Origin of the sequence: Brevundimonas sp., assembly GCF_016463485.1 — a bacterium.
Taxonomy (GTDB): domain Bacteria; phylum Pseudomonadota; class Alphaproteobacteria; order Caulobacterales; family Caulobacteraceae; genus Brevundimonas.
Genome location: NZ_JAEMRD010000032.1, coordinates 1 through 19,041 on the forward strand (window position 1 = coordinate 1; position 19,041 = coordinate 19,041).

A 19,041-nucleotide genomic window follows, 5' to 3' on the forward strand; every position below is an offset into this window, starting at 1 on the left:
CGCGGCACGACCGAATAGGTGCCGTCCTTCTGGATATTGGCGTGCATCCGTTCGTTGACGAACCGGCTCTGCTGGTCGTCGACATATTCCCCCGGCAAGACGCACAGCAGATAGTAGTTCAGCGCCGGCCGGCATGACGAACAGCCGTCGGGCGTGGACCAGTGCAACTTCTGCATCACCTCGGGGATCGAGCGCATGCCTTGCGCGACGATCTCGCGGCGCACGTCGTCGTGGCCGAAGCTTGTGCATTTGCACATCGTCTTCACGGCGCGCTCGCCGCCGTAGTCGTCGCCCAGCGTCAGGGCCAGCAGGCTCTCGACGATGTTGGTGCAGGACCCACACGACGCCGACGCCTTGCAGCCAGAGCGCACGGCGTCCAGGGTCACCGCTCCGGCACCGATACAGGCGACCACCTTGCCCTTGGACACGCCGTTGCAGCCACAGATCTCGGCGTCGTCCGAGAGGGCCGCAACGGCCGCCTTAGGGTCCGTCTGCCCCCCTCCAAGGGCAAAGGCCTGGCCGAAGATCAGCATGTCGCGAACGGGACTGATGTCCTCAGCCTTCTTCATCAGGTCGAAATACCAGCCCCCGTCGCCCGTATCGCCGTACAGGACCGCACCCACGATCCGGTCGTCCCTGACAATGACGCGCTTGTAGACCCCGCGCGACGCGTCCCGCAGCACGATGTCCTGGGCCCCCTGCCCGCCCGAGAAGTCGCCGGCGGAAAAGACGTCGATGCCCGACACCTTGAGCTTGGTCGAGGTGACCGAGCCGCGATAGCCGGTATGCCGCTCGGTCAGGCCGTCGGCCAGGGCCCGGCACATGTCCCACAGGGGCGCGACCAGGCCATAGACCTGTCCGTCATGCTCGACACACTCCCCGACCGCCAGCACCGCCGGGTCCGAGGTCACCATATGGTCGTCCACATGGATGCCGCGCCCGACCGCCAGCCCGGCCTCCTTCGCCAGCCGCACGCTGGGCCGGATGCCGACGGCCATGACCACCAGGGACGCCGGGATCAGCCGCCCATCCTTCAGGCGCACACCCTCGACGCAGGTCTCGCCGACGATCTCGGCAGTGTCGGCACCGGTCAGTATGGTCTGGCCCCGCGCCTCCAGCGCCGACTTCAGCAGCCAGCCCGCCGCTTCATCGAGCTGGCGCTCCATCAGGGTCGGCATCAGGTGGATGACGGTGACCTTCATGCCCCGCAGTGACAGCCCATGCGCCGCCTCTAGCCCCAGCAGGCCGCCGCCGATGACCACGGCCTCGCCGCCGGAGTCGGCCGCCGCGATCATCCGGTCTACGTCGGCCATGTCGCGAAAGCTGATGACCCCGTCGAGCGTGTGGCCGGGCACCGGAATGATGAAGGGATCGGACCCCGTGGCGATCAGCAGCCGGTCGTAACCGACCACTCGACCCGACCGCGCCGTCACAGTCTTCGACACGCGATCGATGGCCTCGACAGGATCAGAAACGATCAGATCGACGGCGTTGTCATCGTACCACGCGCGGTCGTTGATGACGATCTGGTCGAAGGTCTTCTCGCCCGCCAGCACCGGCGATAGCATGATCCGGTTGTAGTTCACATGGGGCTCGGCCCCGAAGATGGTGACGCGGTATCGCGCCGCGTCACGCGCAATCAGTTCCTCGACCGCCCGGCACCCGGCCATGCCGTTGCCGACGACGACCAGATGCTCTCGGGCCTCCAGCGGTGTGACCGCCGGGCGCTCCATGATCTTTGCGAAACCGTCCATGACGAGGCCCCAAAACGAAAAAAGCCGCCATGCGGACGCTGGTTTCCCAGCGGCTGCATGGCGGCTTTGCCAAAATCGACCGGATCGACCCATCGGCGGGCGAACCGGAATATCGTGAGGCATCCTTGCCTCAAGTCTCGAAGGTGACTCGTTTCACCCCTCCCGGCAAGGGGTTATTTTGCGATGCAGCAAACGGCGTTCAGCCGTGGCCGGATCGCTGGCCCTGCACATAGTCGGCGACCCGGGCGGGATCGAAATCCCGATCGTCGAAGAAGCCCTGAACCGGCCCCGCGGCCGCACGATCCGGCAGGGATCGGCGATACAGGTCCGGCCGGAACACGGCCGCGGCATCCGCCTGGGCCGTGCCGGATGCTTCGACCATCCCCCAGCGCACGAACTGGGAATAGATCCACAGGCCGTGATCCGGCGACGGGGCGTTGGCGGCTTCGCGGTGCAGCATCAGGAAGTCGGGGTCGATCGTCGGAACCTCGCCCTGGCCAACCACGAGCCGTCCCGACACAGCGGGAAGGATCAGTTCGGCAGGCCGGTTTACATAGGCCGGGGCCGCCAGCATCGCGGCCAGGGCCTCATGGTTTTCAGCCGTATCGCACCAGACGGCCGACCGGTCCAGCACGACGAGCAGGGCATCCAGGGTGTCGGGATTGGCCTCGGCCCAGTCACCCCGCGTCGCCAGCACCTTCTCCACCCCGCGCCGCCACATCCTAGAACCGAAGGCCGCGATCTGGCCCAACCCTTCAGACACCGCGACACTGCTCCACGGCTCTCCGGCCATGAAACCGTCAATCTCTCCGGTCCGCAGGGCCTCGACCATCAGCGACGGCGGCAAAACCCTCAGCACCAGATCGCGGTCGGGATCGACACCGGCGAACCCCAGCCAGTATCTCAGCATCAGGGCATGGGTCGAGAACCGGTGAACCACGCCGATCACGGGCTTGCGCCGATGCATGCCGATGGCCGACGCGAAATCGTGGGCGGTCGCAATCGGGTCCTGAACCCTGTTCGCCAGCACGGGGTCCAGCGCAGCTGCGAACTCGGCCGACAGGGTCAGGGCGTTGCCGTTCAGGTTCAGCCGGAACGGTGCGACCAGGGGCGCGGGTTGCTGGCTCAGGCCCAGGGTCACGGCGACCGCCAGCGGGGCCAGCATGTGCGCCCCTTGCACCTGACCATAGACCACCCGGTCGCGCACCGTCGCCCACGAGGTGCTGCGGACCAGAGTCAGGTCCAGTCCGGCCTCGGCGGCGAAGCCCAATTCCTTCGCAGCGACCAGAATCGCGCTGTCGGTCAGGGGCAGGAAGGCGATGGAGATCGGGGTCATCGGCCGGTTCCCTTGGGCGGATTGAGAAGCGCGTGGGCGGTGATCAGGGCCTCGGCCACCTCCACGATCCGACGGCTCTGGTTCATGGCGGTAGAGCGCAACAGGGCGTGGGCCTCGGGCTCGGTCAGGCCCCGGCTCTGAATCAATATGGCCTTGGCCTTTTCCAGCGTCTTGCGGTCTGCCAGGGCGGTGATCGCGTCGTCGCGCTCGACCCGCAGGGCATTGAAGGCATTGAAGCGCCGGATCGCCAGTTCCAGGATCGGCTTGACCCGCTCCTTCCTCAGGCCATCGACCACGTAAGCCGACACCCCCGCATCGATCGCGGCCCCGATCATGGCGTCGTCGGATCGATCGACGAACATGGCGATAGGTCGGGCCAGGGCACGGCTGACGGTCAGCATTTCCTCCAGGGCATCGCGGCTCGGGTCACCCAGGTCCATCAGCACGATGTCCGGGGCCATCCGCTCCAGCCGCGCGACGAAGCCGCCGTGCGGAGCCACGACCTCGATATCGGTATAGCCCGCCTCGGCCAGTCCCTCTTTCAGGATGGTGGCCCGCAGCCCGCTGTCATCGACGATGGCGATACGCAATTCTGTTAGTCCCCGGCGAGACTAAGCCTTGCCGGTCGGGCGAAGTCTAGGCACGGCGGGCCCAGGGACGACCGGGACGGCGAACGCGGCAATCCCTGTTGCATCCAGAGCATCACGCTCGCGCTGGGCTCGCTCCGAAACCTCGGGATCGCCGGCATACAGACGTACCACCCGCTCGCCGTGGCCCAGATGCCCGGCGATCAGCTCGAGAACCTGCTCCACCGTCATCGTCTCGACTGCGCGGCGCGGCGCATCCCGCCTGGCCCTCGCCAGCACCTCGGCCGGAACCTCGCCGTCGTGCAGGATCACGTCCGCGTCCTGCATGATCCGCAGCGCCTTCAGGGTCAGCATCTCGGGATCGCCCGAGCCCGATCCCAACAGGTGGACCACGCCGACATCGAGGGCCGACGCGTCGAGCAGGCGGATCATCTCGTCGTGGGCCGCCTCGATCCGCCCCTCGGCGACGAGGTCGGCCGCTGAGCCGCGGAAGGCCCGCTCCCAGAACCGCCGCCGCGCCATGAAGTCGGGCACGCTCGTCTTGACCCGATCCCGGATTCGCCCCGCCAGGGTCGCCAGTGGCCCCAGCGCAGCGGGCAGTACCCCCTCAATACGGGAGCGGACGTCGCGCGCCAGGATCGGCGCGGCCCCGCCGGTGGCGATGCCGATCACGACCGAGTCGCGGTCGATCAGCGCCGGCGTCTGGAAGTCGCTGAGCGCCGGACGATCGACGACATTGACTTGGGCCCCCATCTCGCGGGCCAGCCCGGCGATGGCCACGGCCTGGGCCTCGTCGTCCAGCGCGAGGAAGACCAGACGCGTGCCGGCCATATCCTCGCGCATCGGCATGCGGCGCGCCGGGTCTGGCGCGCCGGTGGGCCTGCGGTCAAGCTCCGGCGCGCCGCCGGGGGTGAACCAGACCAACTCGGCGGGCGAGCCGACGAACAGCCTCAGCTTGGCCAGCGCCGCCTCGCCGCCGCCGACCACGACCACCCGCTCGCCCCCCAGCGGGATGCCGGCCAGAAAGACCCGCATCAGCCGCCCCACATCATCAAAGTGCCCATTCGAGTTGCAGCCAAACCTTCTGGACATCGCCCGAGAAGCCGTCGGCCTGATATTCCGCGTATTTCGCCACGACCCCGAACTTGCCGGGCTTGTAGCCGATCTGGGCATTCCATTCGGTGCCGTAGTCACGCCCGCCGACGTCGCTGGTGAAGTCGTGATACGCGACCAGGGCATTCAGCCCCGGCAAGGCCGTCACCGACGGGAACCGCCGTCCGACGCTGACATAGACGTCCTGCAATCCCTGGGCAGGAGTGGTCAGGAAGACATCTGCCCAGCCGTTGAACTTGTGCAGGGAGGCCAGCGGCGTCTGGAAGCTGCGACCGCTGTCGGCGCCCAGCAACTCGTACCCGACATTGACCGCGAACCCCGCCACGGTCGTCCCCAGATCGAGCGACAAGTAGTCAGCGGCGTAGTTTCCGGGGTTCGATCCCGCGTCCGTCTGACGCGCATAGCTGGCCGCCACCGTAATCGGCGCGTGACCGGGCAGCGGGATCGCTCCCGTCGCGCGCAGGCCGAAGGTGTCGCTGGAGTTGCCGAACTGGATCGCTTCCTCGAAATCCAGCAGGTATCCGAACGCTTTCAGCGTCACCGGGCCGGCCACCAAGCCCGCGCCCAGGAAGACGAAGTCGCCGTCGAAGCTCTCACGCGGTCCGGCGTCCACGCCGAAGATCGTGCGCTGGGCGTTGCTGTAGGCGACATCCAGCTTAACCCGTCCGAGAACGCCCTCGGCCCTGACGGCGTCGAAGGTCTGTTCGCTCTGACGCCAGCCGACCGAGCCGACGAAACGCTGGTCGTCCAGGTTGATGCGCTGACGGCCGATCGTCACCGTCAGGGGCGCGGTCCTGTACTGGACCTGCAACCGGTTGAGCTCCAGATTGGCCGGGTCGGCGATCACCGCGAACGGCTCCACCCCATTGGCGGCGTTGGTGTCGTTGTAGTCGTCGCCGAGCGCGACCACCCCCTCGCCCTCGGTCAGCACTGACCAGGCCCCTTTCCGAGCCTCGAACCCGAGCCGCAGCCGGGTCGTGACGGCATCGGCGTCGGTCAGGGGCGCGTCGCGTTCGACGCCCTCATACCGGACCCGGACCTCGGCGATCGGCTTGATGCCGTCCTTTGGCGGGGCCGGCGGCGCGGTCTGGGCCAGGGCCGGTGTTGACAGGACGGCGAGCAAGGCTCCGCCGATGACGAGTTGAAGCGTCTTCATGGTATCCCCCCATGGGTGTGAAAATGTGCGGTCAGTCACCGCTGATCGGGTGGGAGCCCGGTCAGGCGGCGTCGGCGTGCGTGCCGTGTTCGTAGTCCGCGAGGAACTGAAGCACCTCCTCGCGGTACGCATAGAACTGTGGGTGACCCAGCAGGGCCCGCCTGTCGCGCGGACGCGGCAGGTCGACCTTCAGCACCTTGCCGATGGTAGCGTTGGGGCCGTTGGTCATCATCACCACCCGGTCAGCCAGCAGGATGGCCTCGTCGACGTCATGGGTGACCATGACGGTGGTGACCTTGGTGCGGTTCCAGACCTCGACCAGCACGTCCTGGAGATCCCAGCGCGTGAGGCTGTCCAGCATCCCGAACGGCTCGTCGAGCAGCAGCAGCCGGGGCGACAGGGCGAAGGCGCGGGCGATGCCGACCCTCTGCCTCATGCCGTTCGACATGTCAGCCGCCATTTTGTTCATGGCGTCGCCGAGGCCCACCCGCTCCAGATAGTAGCTGACGATATCGGCCCGCTCGGCGCGGGTGGCGTGCGGATAGACGCGCTCGACCCCCAGTGACACGTTCTGCCGCGCGGTCAGCCAGGGCATCAGGGACGGCGACTGGAACACCACCGCCTTGTCCGGGCCCGCGATCTCGATCTCGCGCCCGTTCAGCACGATGCCGCCGTCGGTGATCGGGTTCAGCCCCGCCGCCATGGTCAGAACCGTCGACTTGCCGCAGCCCGAGTGACCGATCAGGGAAATGAACTCGCCCCGATCCATCAGCAGGTTGACGTCCTGAACGACCGTCAGCGGCCCTTTGGGCGTCGGATAGACTTTCGACAGGTTGTAGAATTCGAGATAGCGCCGGTTGATCGGGCTCCAGGCCGCGTCCTGATAGGCCTTGGGCGGGGCCAGCAGGTCCAGCGGCTCCAGACTGGGCAGGTCGATCACGTTCGACGGTGCCGCCTCCTTCACCCCGCCCGCCAGCCGGCCCAGATAGCCGACGATCTCGTTCCTCAGCGTCTTGTAGGCCTCGTCGTGGTTGAGGTCGGTGCGGATGCGGGGCCGATCGATCGTGACGTCGAAGATGCGGCCGATGTGGGCGTTCGGTGCCGGGGTCAGGATCGCGATCCGGTCCGCGAGCAGCAGGGCCTCGTCCACGTCGTTGGTAACCAGGAAGATGGTACGCTTTTCCTGCCTCCGGATGCGTTCGATCTCGTCCTGCAGCTTGGCCCGGGTGAGGGCATCCAGTGCCGACAAGGGTTCGTCCAGCAGCAGGATCTCCGGCCTGATCGCCAGGGCACGCGCCACCGCCACCCGCTGGCGCATCCCGCCCGACAACTGCGCAGGCTTGCGGTCCAGCGCGTGTCCCAGTCCGACCAGGGTCACGGTGGAACGAACCAGCTCGGCCCGCTCTTCCTTCGTCATCGCCAAATGGACGGCATCGACGGCCAGCCGGACGTTCTGCTCGACCGTCAGCCAGGGGAACAGGGAATAGCTCTGGAACACCACGCCACGATCCGGCCCCGGCCCGGTGCAGGGCTGGCCCTTGATCAGGATCTGGCCTGCATCCGGCTGGATCAGTCCGGCGATGGCCGAGACCAGGGTAGTCTTGCCGGCGCCCGAGAACCCCAGGACGGCGACGAACTCGCCCTCCTCGACGTCCAGATCGACGCCCGACAGCACCTCGGATCGCGCTCCGGTCGCCCCGACATAGGATTTTGACAGGCCCTTCAGGGACAGGATGGGCCCACCTTCAAACGACCGGCTCAAGTCTCGTGGTTCCGCGAGGCCAGCGACTGCAGCGCCATCATCAGCCGGTCCAGCAGGAAGCCGATCACACCGATGATGATGACCGCGAACATGATCCGCGCCAGCGACTGTTCACTGCCGTTCTGGAACTCGTCCCAGACGAACTTTCCGAGGCCCGGATTCTGGGCCAGCATCTCGGCGGCGATCAGCACCATCCAGCCCACGCCCAGCGACAGTCGCATACCGGTGAAGATATAGGGCAGGGCCGAGGGCAGGATAAGCCGCCGCAGCCGCGCGAACGGGCTCAGGCGCAGCACCCGCCCCACGTTCAGCAGGTCCTTGTCGATCGAGGCCGCGCCGACCGCCGTATTGATCAGGGTGGGCCACAGCGAGCACAGCATCACTACCACGGCCGAGATGACGAAGCTCTTGGGCAAGGTCGGGTCGGGATCGGTCATGGTCGCCGACACCACCATGGTCACGATCGGCAGCCAGGCCAGGGGGCTGATCGGCTTGAAGATCTGCACCAGCGGGTTGAAGGCGGCGTTGAATCCCTTGGACAGGCCGCACACCAGCCCCAGCGGCACCGCCACCAGCGAGGCCAGGCCAAACCCGAACGCGACGGTGAACAGGGAGGTGAAGATCTGATCGATGAAGCTGGACGAGCCCGAATAGCGGAAATCCTGCGCCTCGGCACCGCGCCCGGCGGCCTCAAGTGCGGCGTTACGAGCAGACTGGGCCTCATAGAAGGCCGACTTCTCGGCCTGCCCTGCCTGCCATTCCTTGACCAGCGACACGCCTTGCGCCGCGACCGCGACCGGCCCCGGCAGGGCACCCAGCGATGTCTTCACCATCGGCGCAGTGAGGGCCCACAGCAGGATGAAGACCACGATCCCGACCAGGGGCAGGATTACCGTCTTGGCCCTCGGACCCACCGCCGCGAAGCCTGCGACCAGGCCGATGCCGCCCGATGGTTTCCCGTCGAACGCGCCCCCGGATGACTTGCCCCCTGATGGCTGCGGCTGCGGCGCCGTCAGGGGGGGCGGTCCGGACAGAACCGTCGGCGTGGGACGTTTGATCGTCCTCTGGGCCGAGCCGTCTCCGGACGTGAACTGGGTCATGGTCATCTCCCCTACTCCCTCGGTCGATCAGGCCGCCGACGCGCCGGCGGCGGTGACCGACTGGCCGGACTTCAGGCCGATGGCGAACTTGGCCAGATAGGCGTTGGGGGCCCGACCGTCGTAGGCGACGCCGTCGATGAAGCCCGTCTGCACGCCCTTGAACCCGTCGTTCGTCGGCACCGCGGCCGCCGGGATGATCCCCTGTGCCACCAGCGAATCGGCCGCCGCCGTATAGAGATCGGCCCGGTACACGGCCTTGGCCGTATCGATATACCACTGATCGGGATGGTCCGTGGCGATCTGGCCCCAGCGCCGCATCTGGGTCAGGTACCAGACGGCGTCGGAGGCATAGGGATAGCCGGCGAAATCGTCGAAGAAGATGTTGAACTCCGGCGCGGGCCGGGTGTCACCGGGCGCATAGGTGAACTGGCCGGTCATCGAGGCCGCGATCACATCGGCGTCGGCGCCGACATAGTTGGGCCGGGCCAGGATTTGCACCGCCTCGGCCCGGTTCGCACCGGAACCGGCGTCCAGCCACTGCTGGGCCTTGATGATCGCGCGGATCAGGGCGTGGGTCGTCGCCGGATACTGGGCGGCGAAGGCCTTGGTCATGCCCAGGACCTTTTCCGGGTTGCGGGCCCAGATGTCGTGGTCGGTGATGATCGGCACGCCGATCTTCTTCTTGACCGCCGCCTGGTTCCACGGCTCACCGACGCAATAGCCCTCGATGGTGCCGGCTTCGAGCGTGGCGGGCATCTGGGGAGGCGGTGTCACCGACAGCTGGATATCGGCTCCAGTCGTGCCGGCGACGTCTCCCGGCAGATAGAAGCCCGGATGGATGCCGCCCGCCGCCAGCCAGTAGCGAAGCTCGTAGTTGTGGGTCGAGACCGGGAAGACCATGCCGAACTTCAGCGGCTTGCCCTCGGACCTGAACCGGTCGACGACCGGCCGCAGCGCCGAGGCCGAGATCGGATGGGTCGGCTTGCCGTCCGCCCCCTTGGGCAGGGCCGGTTCGATCTGGGCCCAGATGCGGTTCGACACCGTGATGGCGTTGCCGTTCAGGTCGAGACTCAGCGGCGCGATCAACTCGGCCGTGGTGCCCAGGCCGATAGTCGCCGCGATTGGCTGACCGGCCAGCATATGGGCCGCGTCCAGCTGTCCGCCGATGACGCCGTCCAGCAGCACCTTCCAGTTCGCCTGGGGCTCCAGCGCGACGTTCAGGCCCTCTTCGGCGAAGAACCCTTTCTCCTTGGCGATGGCCAGGGGCGCCATGTCGGTCAGCTTGATGAATCCGAGCTTCAGGCTGGGCTTCTCGGCCCCACCGAGCGGCGCGGGGGCCGCGCCGGAAGGCGCCTTCTTGTCGCCGCAGCCGGCCAGCAGTGCCGTCGCGCCCGATGCGAGCAACAGCGAGCCGCCGGCCATCAGAAACGTGCGCTTGTCGATCATCGTCATCCCCAGTGTTTCAAAAGTCGGTCGCAAAACGGGGCAGATCGCGAACGCAGAAAAACCGCCTCGGCGCGGCTCGTGTCAGAGCGCCCCGGGCGGCTTCATTGCCGAAATCTGCTGAAGGACGGCTGCGTCTCCCATCGTTGGGGACGGACCGTTACGCGCCACGCTCAACCGCGCGACGGCCTATTGGTTACATGGAATGTTGCATCGCACAAGTGGCATGACAAAACTTGGCGGATCCTAGTTCGCAAACCTGGACTCTGGGCTGGAATTGAAGTCCGAGAAGCAGACCTTGCCAACCGCCGAAATGAGTCAAACCCGGGCCTAAGTCGCCTGCCCTCTGCGCCTAACGGCCAGTATGCGAATTGGCACCGGCCGTTCGCGGACTGGCCGCACCGTGATTTTGCATCAACAGCAGGTTGCGGTTCGATGTCGAGGGGCTGCCTTCCTCAGTCGTGAATCCAGAATCCGCTCTCGGCGAACTGGTCTCCAAGCCACCAGTCAACCTTGGCCACATAGGCGGCGTTGCGTGCTCCGGCCTGGCTCTGAAGTGGCGCACGAACGACGCCGGTCGATCCGCGGACGGCGCGGTTCTTCTCGGTTTCCGGAACCACTGCGACGATGTGGCCGGACCGCCCGTCTTCCTTCCGCCGCGCGACGATGAGGCCGATGCCGCCCTGATTGGCGTGCTCCTGCAGCTTGTCCAAATCGCCTGTCTGCCTCCAGCCGAAAAAGGGGCCAAAGTCCCTCAGCCACCGGAAGAGGCCATTCGCCCGCACCTCCTCGATCGTGTTTCCATATAGCGGCAGGACCGTCCGTCCCTGAGCGATGGAGACCAGGGCACCTGGCGTCCACCACACCCGGGGCAGGTAGGCACCGGCGAGGTGACAGTAGTCGTGGGCGTAGATGTTGCAGAAGGTCAGACCGTCATGCGGCTGATAACGCAGATGGGCCGGCGTCTCCACGCCAAGCCAGCCGATGATCGCGCCCAGTTCCGCGCATAATGCAACGGGAGTGGCACCAGCTCGTCCGGGCGCACCGGGTTCGTTCAAGGAATGGGCCCCCGCAGGAGCGGTCCTTTTTGTGATGGTGCCGGGCTTCCTCGGCATGATCACCGCCGTCAGTCCAACCGGCGCAAAGGGCGCTGGCTCCGCCTTTACCTCCGACTTCGCCTTGAGACGGACCAGGTAGTCGGTCGAGGCGAAGCCCCTGACATGGGCGCCCGCCAGAGAGGTCTCGATCTCAAGGTATCCAGTGACAGGCGTCCCAGTGACGGCGCTAACGACGTGGCCGTCGGGCAGACCGATGATGAAGTTCGCCCATGGGTGGGCGGGGTCCTTGCTTGGCGTCCTGCGAACGTTGAGCAGACCTTCGCGGGTATCGACCTGATACTGCAAGCCACCCGCATCCACTGGCGTCGGCCGAGGCGACAGCGCCTTGCCCGGCGCGGGCTCGGCCGGAGGCGTGACCGTCCGGCACTTGAGTAAGAAGGCGTAGAAGGCTTCTCCATAGAAGACGCCGTCATCGCCCTTGTGTCCCTGCTTCAGTCCCAGCGCCGGTTTGAATCCGCCTGTGTTGTAGGCGATAGCCACGCGGGCCATCTCGAGGTCGGTCAGGATCCTGCGCTCCTGGTAACCCAGGGTGACGAGGCCGCGCCGCAGTTCGGTGACACAGCGTTCCGCTGACTTACGAAAATCGGAGTAGTCTCGGTTCAGAAAATAGTCCGGATGATCCTTGAAGAACTGCAGATCGTACTGAAAAACCCCGTAGCCGTGGCAGAACTTGTGCCGTCGTTTGGCGACGGTGGCGTAACCCGGAATATGAGCGGCCATGTCGACGAGCGCCTGACGCGCCACCTTGAACATGGCTGCGCCATTGGGAGCCTCGATCAGGTCTTCGTAGGTCTTGGGGAAGGCTTTGCGGCCCCGGTCCGCGTCCAGGGTGTCACCGACGCACAGGCGCAGGATCTCGTCGGTTCCCAGTCCTTTGCGACGGAGGACGCTCCAGATGTAGCCAGTCTCCTGACAGGCGATGGCTGCAAGCATGTCCCGGTCGAATGGCGCATCCCCGATGGCCTCGTCCATCAGGGCGCCAAACTGCGACTTGAACCAGGAGATATCGTCTGAAGTGGGCATGGCGATTCCGGGCTGAACGGGGCTAGGCGATCCGAGGCGTTACGTCAGGGCCGCCGGCTTCAAGGTGTCGCTGGCGATATTCTTGACGAGGGCGACGTGGCGGGCCTTGAGGGTGGCGTGCTGCGGATCGCCAGCGGGAAGTTTGGCGATCTGGATCGCCAGGGCGTCAGCGTCGGCCCGGTATTTGGAGTCGGACAAGAGCTTCAGTCCCTCGACGACGGTTCCAACGGACGCCTGGGCTCCATCGCGCATGTCGAAAAACCGCTGCAGAACTGCGGCGCTGGCGAGGGTGGGCGCGAAGGCGGCCAGCTTCTCACGCTCAGCACCGTCAAGGCTCAGCACGACATAGGGTTCGTCGCCCGAATACGGTGCTTTGGTTTCCGTATCGACGAGGCCGCGCTTGGGATCGAATTTGAGTCCCTGCGGATCGAAGGTGTTCGAACACAGGATCCGGAAGTCCGCTTTGGGGATATCCGAGCCCGGGACATTGAACGCCAGCGTCTCGGTGAAGGAAAACGCAGGGCGTCCATCGAACAAGGCGTCCGCCAACCCTCCCGCCAGTTTGGTGACGGCCGACGCCGTCATCAAATAGCCGGCCCACGGCAGGAAAATGGGTACGCCTGCCGCCGAGGCGAAAGCGCCTCCGATCTGGTCGGTGAACGCCTTCGGAAAGTTGTCGAACGCGGCCTCGATCGTCACCGTGAGAGAATCACTCGTAACGGCGGGCTGGTAAGCCACAATCGAGGTGCCCTCCTCGAGTGCGGTCGGTCCCGAGATGTTGGCGTGTTGCCCGACGTCGGACTTGAGAAAGTTGACGGCGCGCGACGCCGCCGCGAACACCGCATAGTCCTTGAGAGCCGACACGACGGCCAGATCCTTCTTCTTGTCAAATCCCAACAGGCCGGCGCGCGGGTACTTTCCGGTGTACACATGCCGGATCTGAATGGTGAGAGGCCTGTTCAGCCCGATCGCCACGAAGTCCGTCCGCGGCTGAGCCGTCGCGTCATCGCCCAACATCCCGTACGGCTCGTCGTCCCCTGAGGTCACGCCGAGCGCGAGATCGGCTTTGCTCAAGGCACGGCCGGAGGGCAGCGTCAGTGCGCCGCCCGCCGCGACCGCGTCGAACTCCGCAGCGCTTCCCATGAAGGCGGCGGTCGAAACCAGTTCGTTTCCGAGAACATGCCAGACGGCCATGGGACGTTTCCTTCTTGTCGAGGCGCTGCGCGCGAGTGTCAGGCGACGCTTACGGTGGCGACGACCCTTGCGGATCGACGACGAACTTTTGCAAGGATGGAGGCGACACAGATCCGCGCCCCCGCTTCACTGACAGAACTTTGATAGGTTAACGCGGCCAAGGCAACCGAAAAGCGTTCCTGCGCCATGCCACAATCATAGGATTGCGCGTTTGACGGCGGTCGAAAAGGGCAGTGCGAATTGCCATCAATCTCGGTGGACGGCCGTGCTTCTTTGGCACGCCCGATTTTTTCGGTGCAGCACCACAGTGAGTCTTTCAAAGGCTCGACGGAAAGCCTGAGACCGTCGCAAGACCGGATCGCAGCAAGTGGTCCGCCATCGGAAATGCCCTGAATGGCGACCTCGACGAGAGCATCCGGGCACCCCAGCCTTCGCAACCTCGCTATATGTTGAGACGCCACTGGGATTCAAACCGGCAGGACCCACCCTCCGGACTGCCGCTCTCGCACCACCTTACCGTGTCGCGCCCTCGGTATAAGCTGTCGGGCCGCCGTTGCGGTCGAAGATGACGATCGTCGGGTCTCTGTCTCAGCGCCTTTAATATCGAGGCCAAATCCGTCGGATGCGTCGGCAGGAGGCCGCCCGGCGTCAATCGGGGATTGTGTCGCCCTCGGATTGAGGTAGGTTCGTCGAACAAAGTTACTGAACAGGGCGGCGAATGGCGCAGATCGTTTTCGTGCACGGGGTCGCCACGCGATCAAGCCCGGCCCTTGATCTGGCTGAACAGAGCATGGCGGACCTGCTGGGCCGCGTTGTGTTCCAAGGGGTCGCACATGCGATACTTGCCCCCAGATGGGGCGACCACGTGCCAAAGATCCCTAGGGAAATCTACGCGACCCGACAGGCCGCCGCGAGTTTCTCCTTGGGGATCCGCGACGACGAACCGGCAGGCATCGGCGTAGATGAGCCATCGGCGGCGGGCTCGAGTCTCGGAGCCCTGGCTGCCGACCACCCCCAGTTCGCCGTCGATGCGGTGCTGACCCGGCTCGCGGATGACGCCGAGGCGGCGCACCGCCGGTTGACGGCAGACGAACTGGACCTTTTCGCTGCGGCCGTTGATGCCCAGGACGACGCCGACAAGGCTCGCGCCCTTACCGGCAGGGCCGGCAGTGACGCGGCGCTGGCCTTTGCCATCCAAGCCGAAGCTGAAAGTATGTCGGTGCTCAGTGCGATCACCGACGCCGTCCACGGCGTCACGGACAGAATCCGGAACGCCGCATCGACCGTCGCTTATGGACTTCTTCATGACGCCGTGCGTCCGGCAGTCGGGCTCTTCGGCGGCGACGTGTTCGCCTATCTCAATCGCGGTACCCTGCGCGGGCTGATCCAGCAGACGGTGGGCGACAAGCTCAAGGCGGCCTGGACGGCCAAGTCCCCGGACGAGCCGCTCATCGTGATCGCGCACAGCATGGGAGGCGTCATCGTCACAGACATGCTCGCCGACCTGACAGCAGCGGGTCTGCCGGCGACCCTGACCGTCGATTTCCTCCTCACGGTCGGATCTCAGCCAGGCCTCTTCCAGGCGGTTGGAGCATTGTCGGGCGGCGTGCCTTCGGCCGGTTCCCGGCAACCACGCCCCCCGTGCGTCAGGGCGTGGTGCAACGTGTTCGATCCGATCGACCCGCTCGCCTTCGCCGCGGGACCGATGTTCGACGGCGTCGAGGATCTGGAATTCAACTCCCTGACCGGATTGGTGTCAGCCCATACGACCTATTTCAAGCGACCCCAGTTCTACGCGCGGCTTCGCAGCCGTCTCGCCGATCTAAGCCTGCTGAGGTGAGGGCATGACGCTCATCTTCGAGGACAAGACTGTGGAGAAAGGCCTGCACGCCTTCGTCATCGGCGTCGGCGACTTTCCCTTCGCCAAGCCGGATCTCGGAACCAATCCGAAGCTCCAGGCCGTCCGCGATCTGCCAAGCGCGGCCGACAGCGCCAAACTGATGTGCGACTGGCTGCTAGCGAACCGGGATTCGATGACGCCGCGGCTCCGGTCACTGGAGGTACTGATCTCGGACGTCCCGGGCGGCGACACACGGTATCTCGCCCGGGACGCCCGGGTACTGCAGCCCATCGGCCGCGCCGACAGCGCCACCGTTCCGACCGCGGGCGGCGACTGGATCGGCCGCCTGGATGAGGACGAGGGATCGACGGCCTTCTTCTACGCCTGCGGCCACGGGGCCAATCATGGCATGCAGCCCGTGCTGTTCCTGTCGGACATCAACAGACGCACAGGCGGAGATGCCTGGTCCCACCTGAACATCGGCGTCATGGCCCAGGCCTTTCGGCAGAAGCCCGAAATCGCGGCCGCGTCGTTCCTGTTGGACGCCTGCGGCGAGTATGTCCCCGTCTTTCCCGACAATGCGCGCGAGAATGGCTTCATCACCCCCGACATCCCCGGCCCGACGGATCGCGACAAGGTCTGGCTCCTCGCCGCCGCCTCAGCCGGATCTCTTGCCTACCCGGGCGTCTCGACGGAGGATCTGCTCCATGATCCGAGGTATGCGCCGCAGTTCGAGGAAAAGGTCGATTCCGGATCCGGCGTCCGCTTCGGCCGCTTCACGCAGACCCTGATCAAGGGCCTGGAGGGATCGTCCTCGCGATGGTCCAACGCGGGCTGGCATGTGGACGCCATGGGGCTTTGGAGCGACCTTCGGCAACTGCACCGCATCTATTTCCCCGCCTGGAAGGACAAGCCTTTCGAGCCTTCACAGGTGATGTCGCCGAATATTCGGCTGACCCTCATCCGGCATGACGCCCCCAGGCTGCCGGTGGTGGTGGAGATCGATCCTCCCCAGCGGGCAGCCGATTTCGACCTCCGGATCGGACTCAGTGGCGACGGGGATCAGCCCTGGATAGGCGTTGGCGGCGGCCGGACCCCTGGCCCCTGGGTAACTCACATCGCAGCGGACAGGAGCCGGCCCTATTATGCTCTTGCAATCGATCCGAATGCGCCGCCTCCGCCGTGTCACTCAAGCTTCTTCATGGCCGACCAGCCCCAGTTCGATCAGCGGGTGACTATACCATGACTCTCAAGCTTCAGTTCGAGGCACCAGTTGATCTGTCTGTTGGACGCGTCCGCATAAGCGGAGTCGATGGACCAGTCGCCGACTGGACGGCCACGCCAGACGACCGGATCTTCAGCGGCCGTGTGGATCCCGGATTCTACACCGCCGAGATCACGCCCGCGGGCGTCGCCCCGCAGTCCATCATCTTCGAAGTCAGGGCCGACGCCGCCAATCATGTCCTCGCCCCTTCCTTTTCTGCGCTGCAGGCCAGCAGCGGGAACACGACCTTTCTTGATGTGACCGACCAGATCGGCGCCGTCTCCGCCCTGTTCGGCGAGCCGCATCGATTGTCATCGCAGGACGTGTCCAGCACCAAGGCCGACCTTCTCGACTCTGTTCGCGCCGTTCCGACCCTCGAACTGGTGCCGGCGGGACCGGGTCGATCTCCAGGTCTGAAAAGTCAGCGGCCGCCCGTCGGAGCCCTTGAGCGATCCTCCGTGCTCGCGAGCCTTGTCCACGACCTCGATGAATCGTCGCCGTCCGACTCGAACCCGCACGGTCGCCGTCTGAGTGTGGGCTTGTCGGAGGAGGGACGCCAGAAGGACGCCTTCCGCCCGTTCCAGGGCCGCGCAACACTTGAACTGTCCGAAGGACGGCTTGAGCTCACCGTTTCGCCACCGTCGGATTGGACTGCGGAGACGGGAGGGCGAGTTCGGCTTTCCGTGGCGATCGAGAACGTGCGCGTCGAACGTCTCCTGCTGCCTCTCTACCGCGGCGGAGCCCAGGTCACGATCCTGCCGTCACGGTTCTCCACCAATGATGTTGAACTTGAGGTCCTGCCGACCGATCCTCGACTGCGGGCCCTGGCGCGCGCCCTCATCGCCGGTACTGCGGTTGATGCCGAAGCGGTTCGTTCGATCGTACTGCGCCGCGAACATGAAACCGACGAGACGCCGACGGCACCCCTGGATCCTTGGGAGGAGATGCTTTCAGCCCTGCTCTCAATCCGGTTTCCGGATGTCTTGCCGACCCCTTCCGCGACTAAAGCCGCCGACCTCGCGAGGAAAGCTCCATGGGCATACGACGTTCATGTTATCCAGGCCCGCCAAGGTCTCTACGCCTCCACCCCCGAGGATCGCGGCGTGGCGGCCGAGAATGCGCTCCGGCTTCTGCGTAAGGCCCAGGCCTGCGGCTCTCCGTATTTCGCCTACACAAATCAGCTATTCTCGGAGCTTGTCGAGGGCCTTGTGGGGCACTTCACCAAACACCGCTTGCCTCCGCTGCGTCGGAGAGCCGAACGTATCCGCGCGCGCTGGGTGCGCGAGCAGCCGCTCCAGTCGCGAGCCGGAGCCTCGTTTTCCTGGTTCAGGCGGGACTCGGTGCTCCTTGCCGCAGGGATCCTCGCGCCCAACCGGCGGCCAACTGGCGGTCTTTCCAGCGCATCGAACGCCGTGCTGTTCAGGGGCCGGATCTCCGAAGGTCGGCTCAGGCTCGAGGGCGAGCGTGGATCCTACAGATCCATGAACACCCGGGCTAGGCCATCCTCCTATGACGGCGCGGCAGGATTCGATGACGCCCCGGCGCTGGGACGAGATCCGGGCCCGAGCGACGATCCCAATGCGGGTCGCTTCGGGGGGCAGTCGAGGGTGGGGGGCTATTCGATCTCCACGACGTTCGACGGTGCCGAGCAGGCCGAGTGGATCGATGTCACCCTGACGGTGGTCGCCGAGACATCCCTTGCCGTTCCGACGGAGGCCGTAGCATGGTTCTGCCTATATCCGAGCTTCGACCCGCAGTGGGTCAAGGTCCTCTTCGCCAACGGGCGGGCGGAACTGACGTTTGAAGTCTGGGGCGGATTTACCGTGGGGGTCTGGCTTCCGCACGCGCGTGTCGAGCTTGAAACGGATCTTTCGACGTCACCGGGCGCGCCAAGGGTCGTGCGGACTGTCTGAACCGCCCCGGGTAGGGGCACAGAGCGGCAGGTGAGCGCTGTCAACTCAACTCCGGCGTGATGGAAGTAGGCGCGCCGGCGTTGTCAGGCGAACTTCGCCGAGCTGAAAAGATTCCTGCCCGGTGCTGCCAAGTTAAAGGGCCGAAGTCGAAACGCCGCTTTCCCCGCCTGATTTCAGCCAACGGCCGCCGCCCATGTGGCATCCGCGTCGACGCGGATGCCGCGACGGGTGGGTTAGGCATGGTCATTTGTGGATCTCCACCAGACCGACATGGGAGGCGCGGCGATGATTTCCAGAGTATTCCCACAACCTGAGCCATAAAACCTACATCTACGGGTACAACCAACGCTTTCCCCGGTGGCTGCGCATACGCCGCCTCTTTCAACTCGCTCGGGAAGTGCCCGTCGGCGGTGCGGATGATCACGAGTAGCAGCCAAA

14 protein-coding genes are annotated in these 19,041 nt (G+C 65.7%); 3 read left to right on the forward strand and 11 right to left on the reverse strand.

Annotated elements, in window-relative coordinates; all coding sequences use genetic code 11:
* The 10 genes from nirB to JHC99_RS07005 form a co-directional block, all read right to left on the reverse strand.
* The coding region (gene nirB, locus JHC99_RS06960) for a nitrite reductase large subunit NirB (RefSeq protein ID WP_292152886.1) at positions 1 to 1,670 on the reverse strand (1,670 nt) is incomplete at its 3' end.
* A gap of 283 nt (positions 1,671 to 1,953) precedes the next feature.
* Complete coding sequence (locus JHC99_RS06965; RefSeq protein WP_292152824.1) at positions 1,954 to 3,090, reverse strand: CmpA/NrtA family ABC transporter substrate-binding protein; 1,137 nt, start codon at positions 3,088 to 3,090, stop codon at positions 1,954 to 1,956.
* Positions 3,087 to 3,680, reverse strand: a complete 594-nt coding sequence (locus JHC99_RS06970) for an ANTAR domain-containing protein (protein ID WP_292152827.1) — start codon at positions 3,678 to 3,680, stop codon at positions 3,087 to 3,089. The genes JHC99_RS06965 and JHC99_RS06970 overlap by 4 nt, the downstream gene beginning before the upstream one ends.
* Positions 3,681 to 3,701: 21 nt before the next feature.
* The gene (locus tag JHC99_RS06975) at positions 3,702 to 4,712 is read right to left on the reverse strand and encodes an SAM-dependent methyltransferase (protein WP_292152830.1); all 1,011 of its coding nucleotides are present in this window, start codon (positions 4,710 to 4,712) and stop codon (positions 3,702 to 3,704) included.
* A gap of 16 nt (positions 4,713 to 4,728) precedes the next feature.
* Complete coding sequence (locus tag JHC99_RS06980; RefSeq protein ID WP_292152833.1) at positions 4,729 to 5,946, reverse strand: alginate export family protein; 1,218 nt, start codon at positions 5,944 to 5,946, stop codon at positions 4,729 to 4,731.
* Between the two features lie 61 nt (positions 5,947 to 6,007).
* The gene (locus JHC99_RS06985; RefSeq protein ID WP_292152835.1) at positions 6,008 to 7,708 is read right to left on the reverse strand and encodes an ABC transporter ATP-binding protein; all 1,701 of its coding nucleotides are present in this window, start codon (positions 7,706 to 7,708) and stop codon (positions 6,008 to 6,010) included.
* Positions 7,705 to 8,808, reverse strand: a complete 1,104-nt coding sequence (locus JHC99_RS06990) for an ABC transporter permease (protein WP_292152837.1) — start codon at positions 8,806 to 8,808, stop codon at positions 7,705 to 7,707. The genes JHC99_RS06985 and JHC99_RS06990 overlap by 4 nt, the downstream gene beginning before the upstream one ends.
* A 27-nt stretch (positions 8,809 to 8,835) precedes the next feature.
* The gene (locus tag JHC99_RS06995) at positions 8,836 to 10,254 is read right to left on the reverse strand and encodes a CmpA/NrtA family ABC transporter substrate-binding protein (RefSeq protein WP_292152840.1); all 1,419 of its coding nucleotides are present in this window, start codon (positions 10,252 to 10,254) and stop codon (positions 8,836 to 8,838) included.
* 452 nt (positions 10,255 to 10,706) lie between these two features.
* On the reverse strand, positions 10,707 to 12,392 hold the full coding sequence (locus JHC99_RS07000) for a hypothetical protein (RefSeq protein ID WP_292152843.1): 1,686 nt from the start codon (positions 12,390 to 12,392) through the stop codon (positions 10,707 to 10,709).
* Between the two features lie 39 nt (positions 12,393 to 12,431).
* The gene (locus JHC99_RS07005) at positions 12,432 to 13,586 is read right to left on the reverse strand and encodes a hypothetical protein (protein WP_292152846.1); all 1,155 of its coding nucleotides are present in this window, start codon (positions 13,584 to 13,586) and stop codon (positions 12,432 to 12,434) included.
* Between the two features lie 718 nt (positions 13,587 to 14,304).
* Between JHC99_RS07005 and JHC99_RS07010 the strand changes: the two genes are divergently transcribed.
* Both JHC99_RS07010 and JHC99_RS07015 read left to right on the forward strand, forming a co-directional pair.
* Entirely contained in the window at positions 14,305 to 15,426 is a 1,122-nt protein-coding gene (locus JHC99_RS07010) for a hypothetical protein (RefSeq protein WP_292152848.1), read from the forward strand.
* Positions 15,427 to 15,430: 4 nt separating this feature from the next.
* Positions 15,431 to 16,672, forward strand: a complete 1,242-nt coding sequence (locus JHC99_RS07015; RefSeq protein ID WP_292152851.1) for a hypothetical protein — start codon at positions 15,431 to 15,433, stop codon at positions 16,670 to 16,672.
* On the opposite strand, the gene JHC99_RS07020 is transcribed toward JHC99_RS07015, so the two are convergent.
* Positions 16,651 to 16,995, reverse strand: a complete 345-nt coding sequence (locus JHC99_RS07020) for a hypothetical protein (protein WP_292152854.1) — start codon at positions 16,993 to 16,995, stop codon at positions 16,651 to 16,653. The two genes, JHC99_RS07015 and JHC99_RS07020, sit on opposite strands and share 22 nt — an antisense overlap.
* 378 nt (positions 16,996 to 17,373) lie before the next feature.
* Here JHC99_RS07020 and JHC99_RS07025 point away from each other — a divergent pair, with 378 nt between their 5' ends.
* Positions 17,374 to 18,603, forward strand: coding sequence for a pYEATS domain-containing protein (locus tag JHC99_RS07025; RefSeq protein WP_292152856.1), 1,230 nt, complete (start codon positions 17,374 to 17,376; stop codon positions 18,601 to 18,603).
* The last annotated feature ends 438 nt before the right edge of the window (positions 18,604 to 19,041 follow it).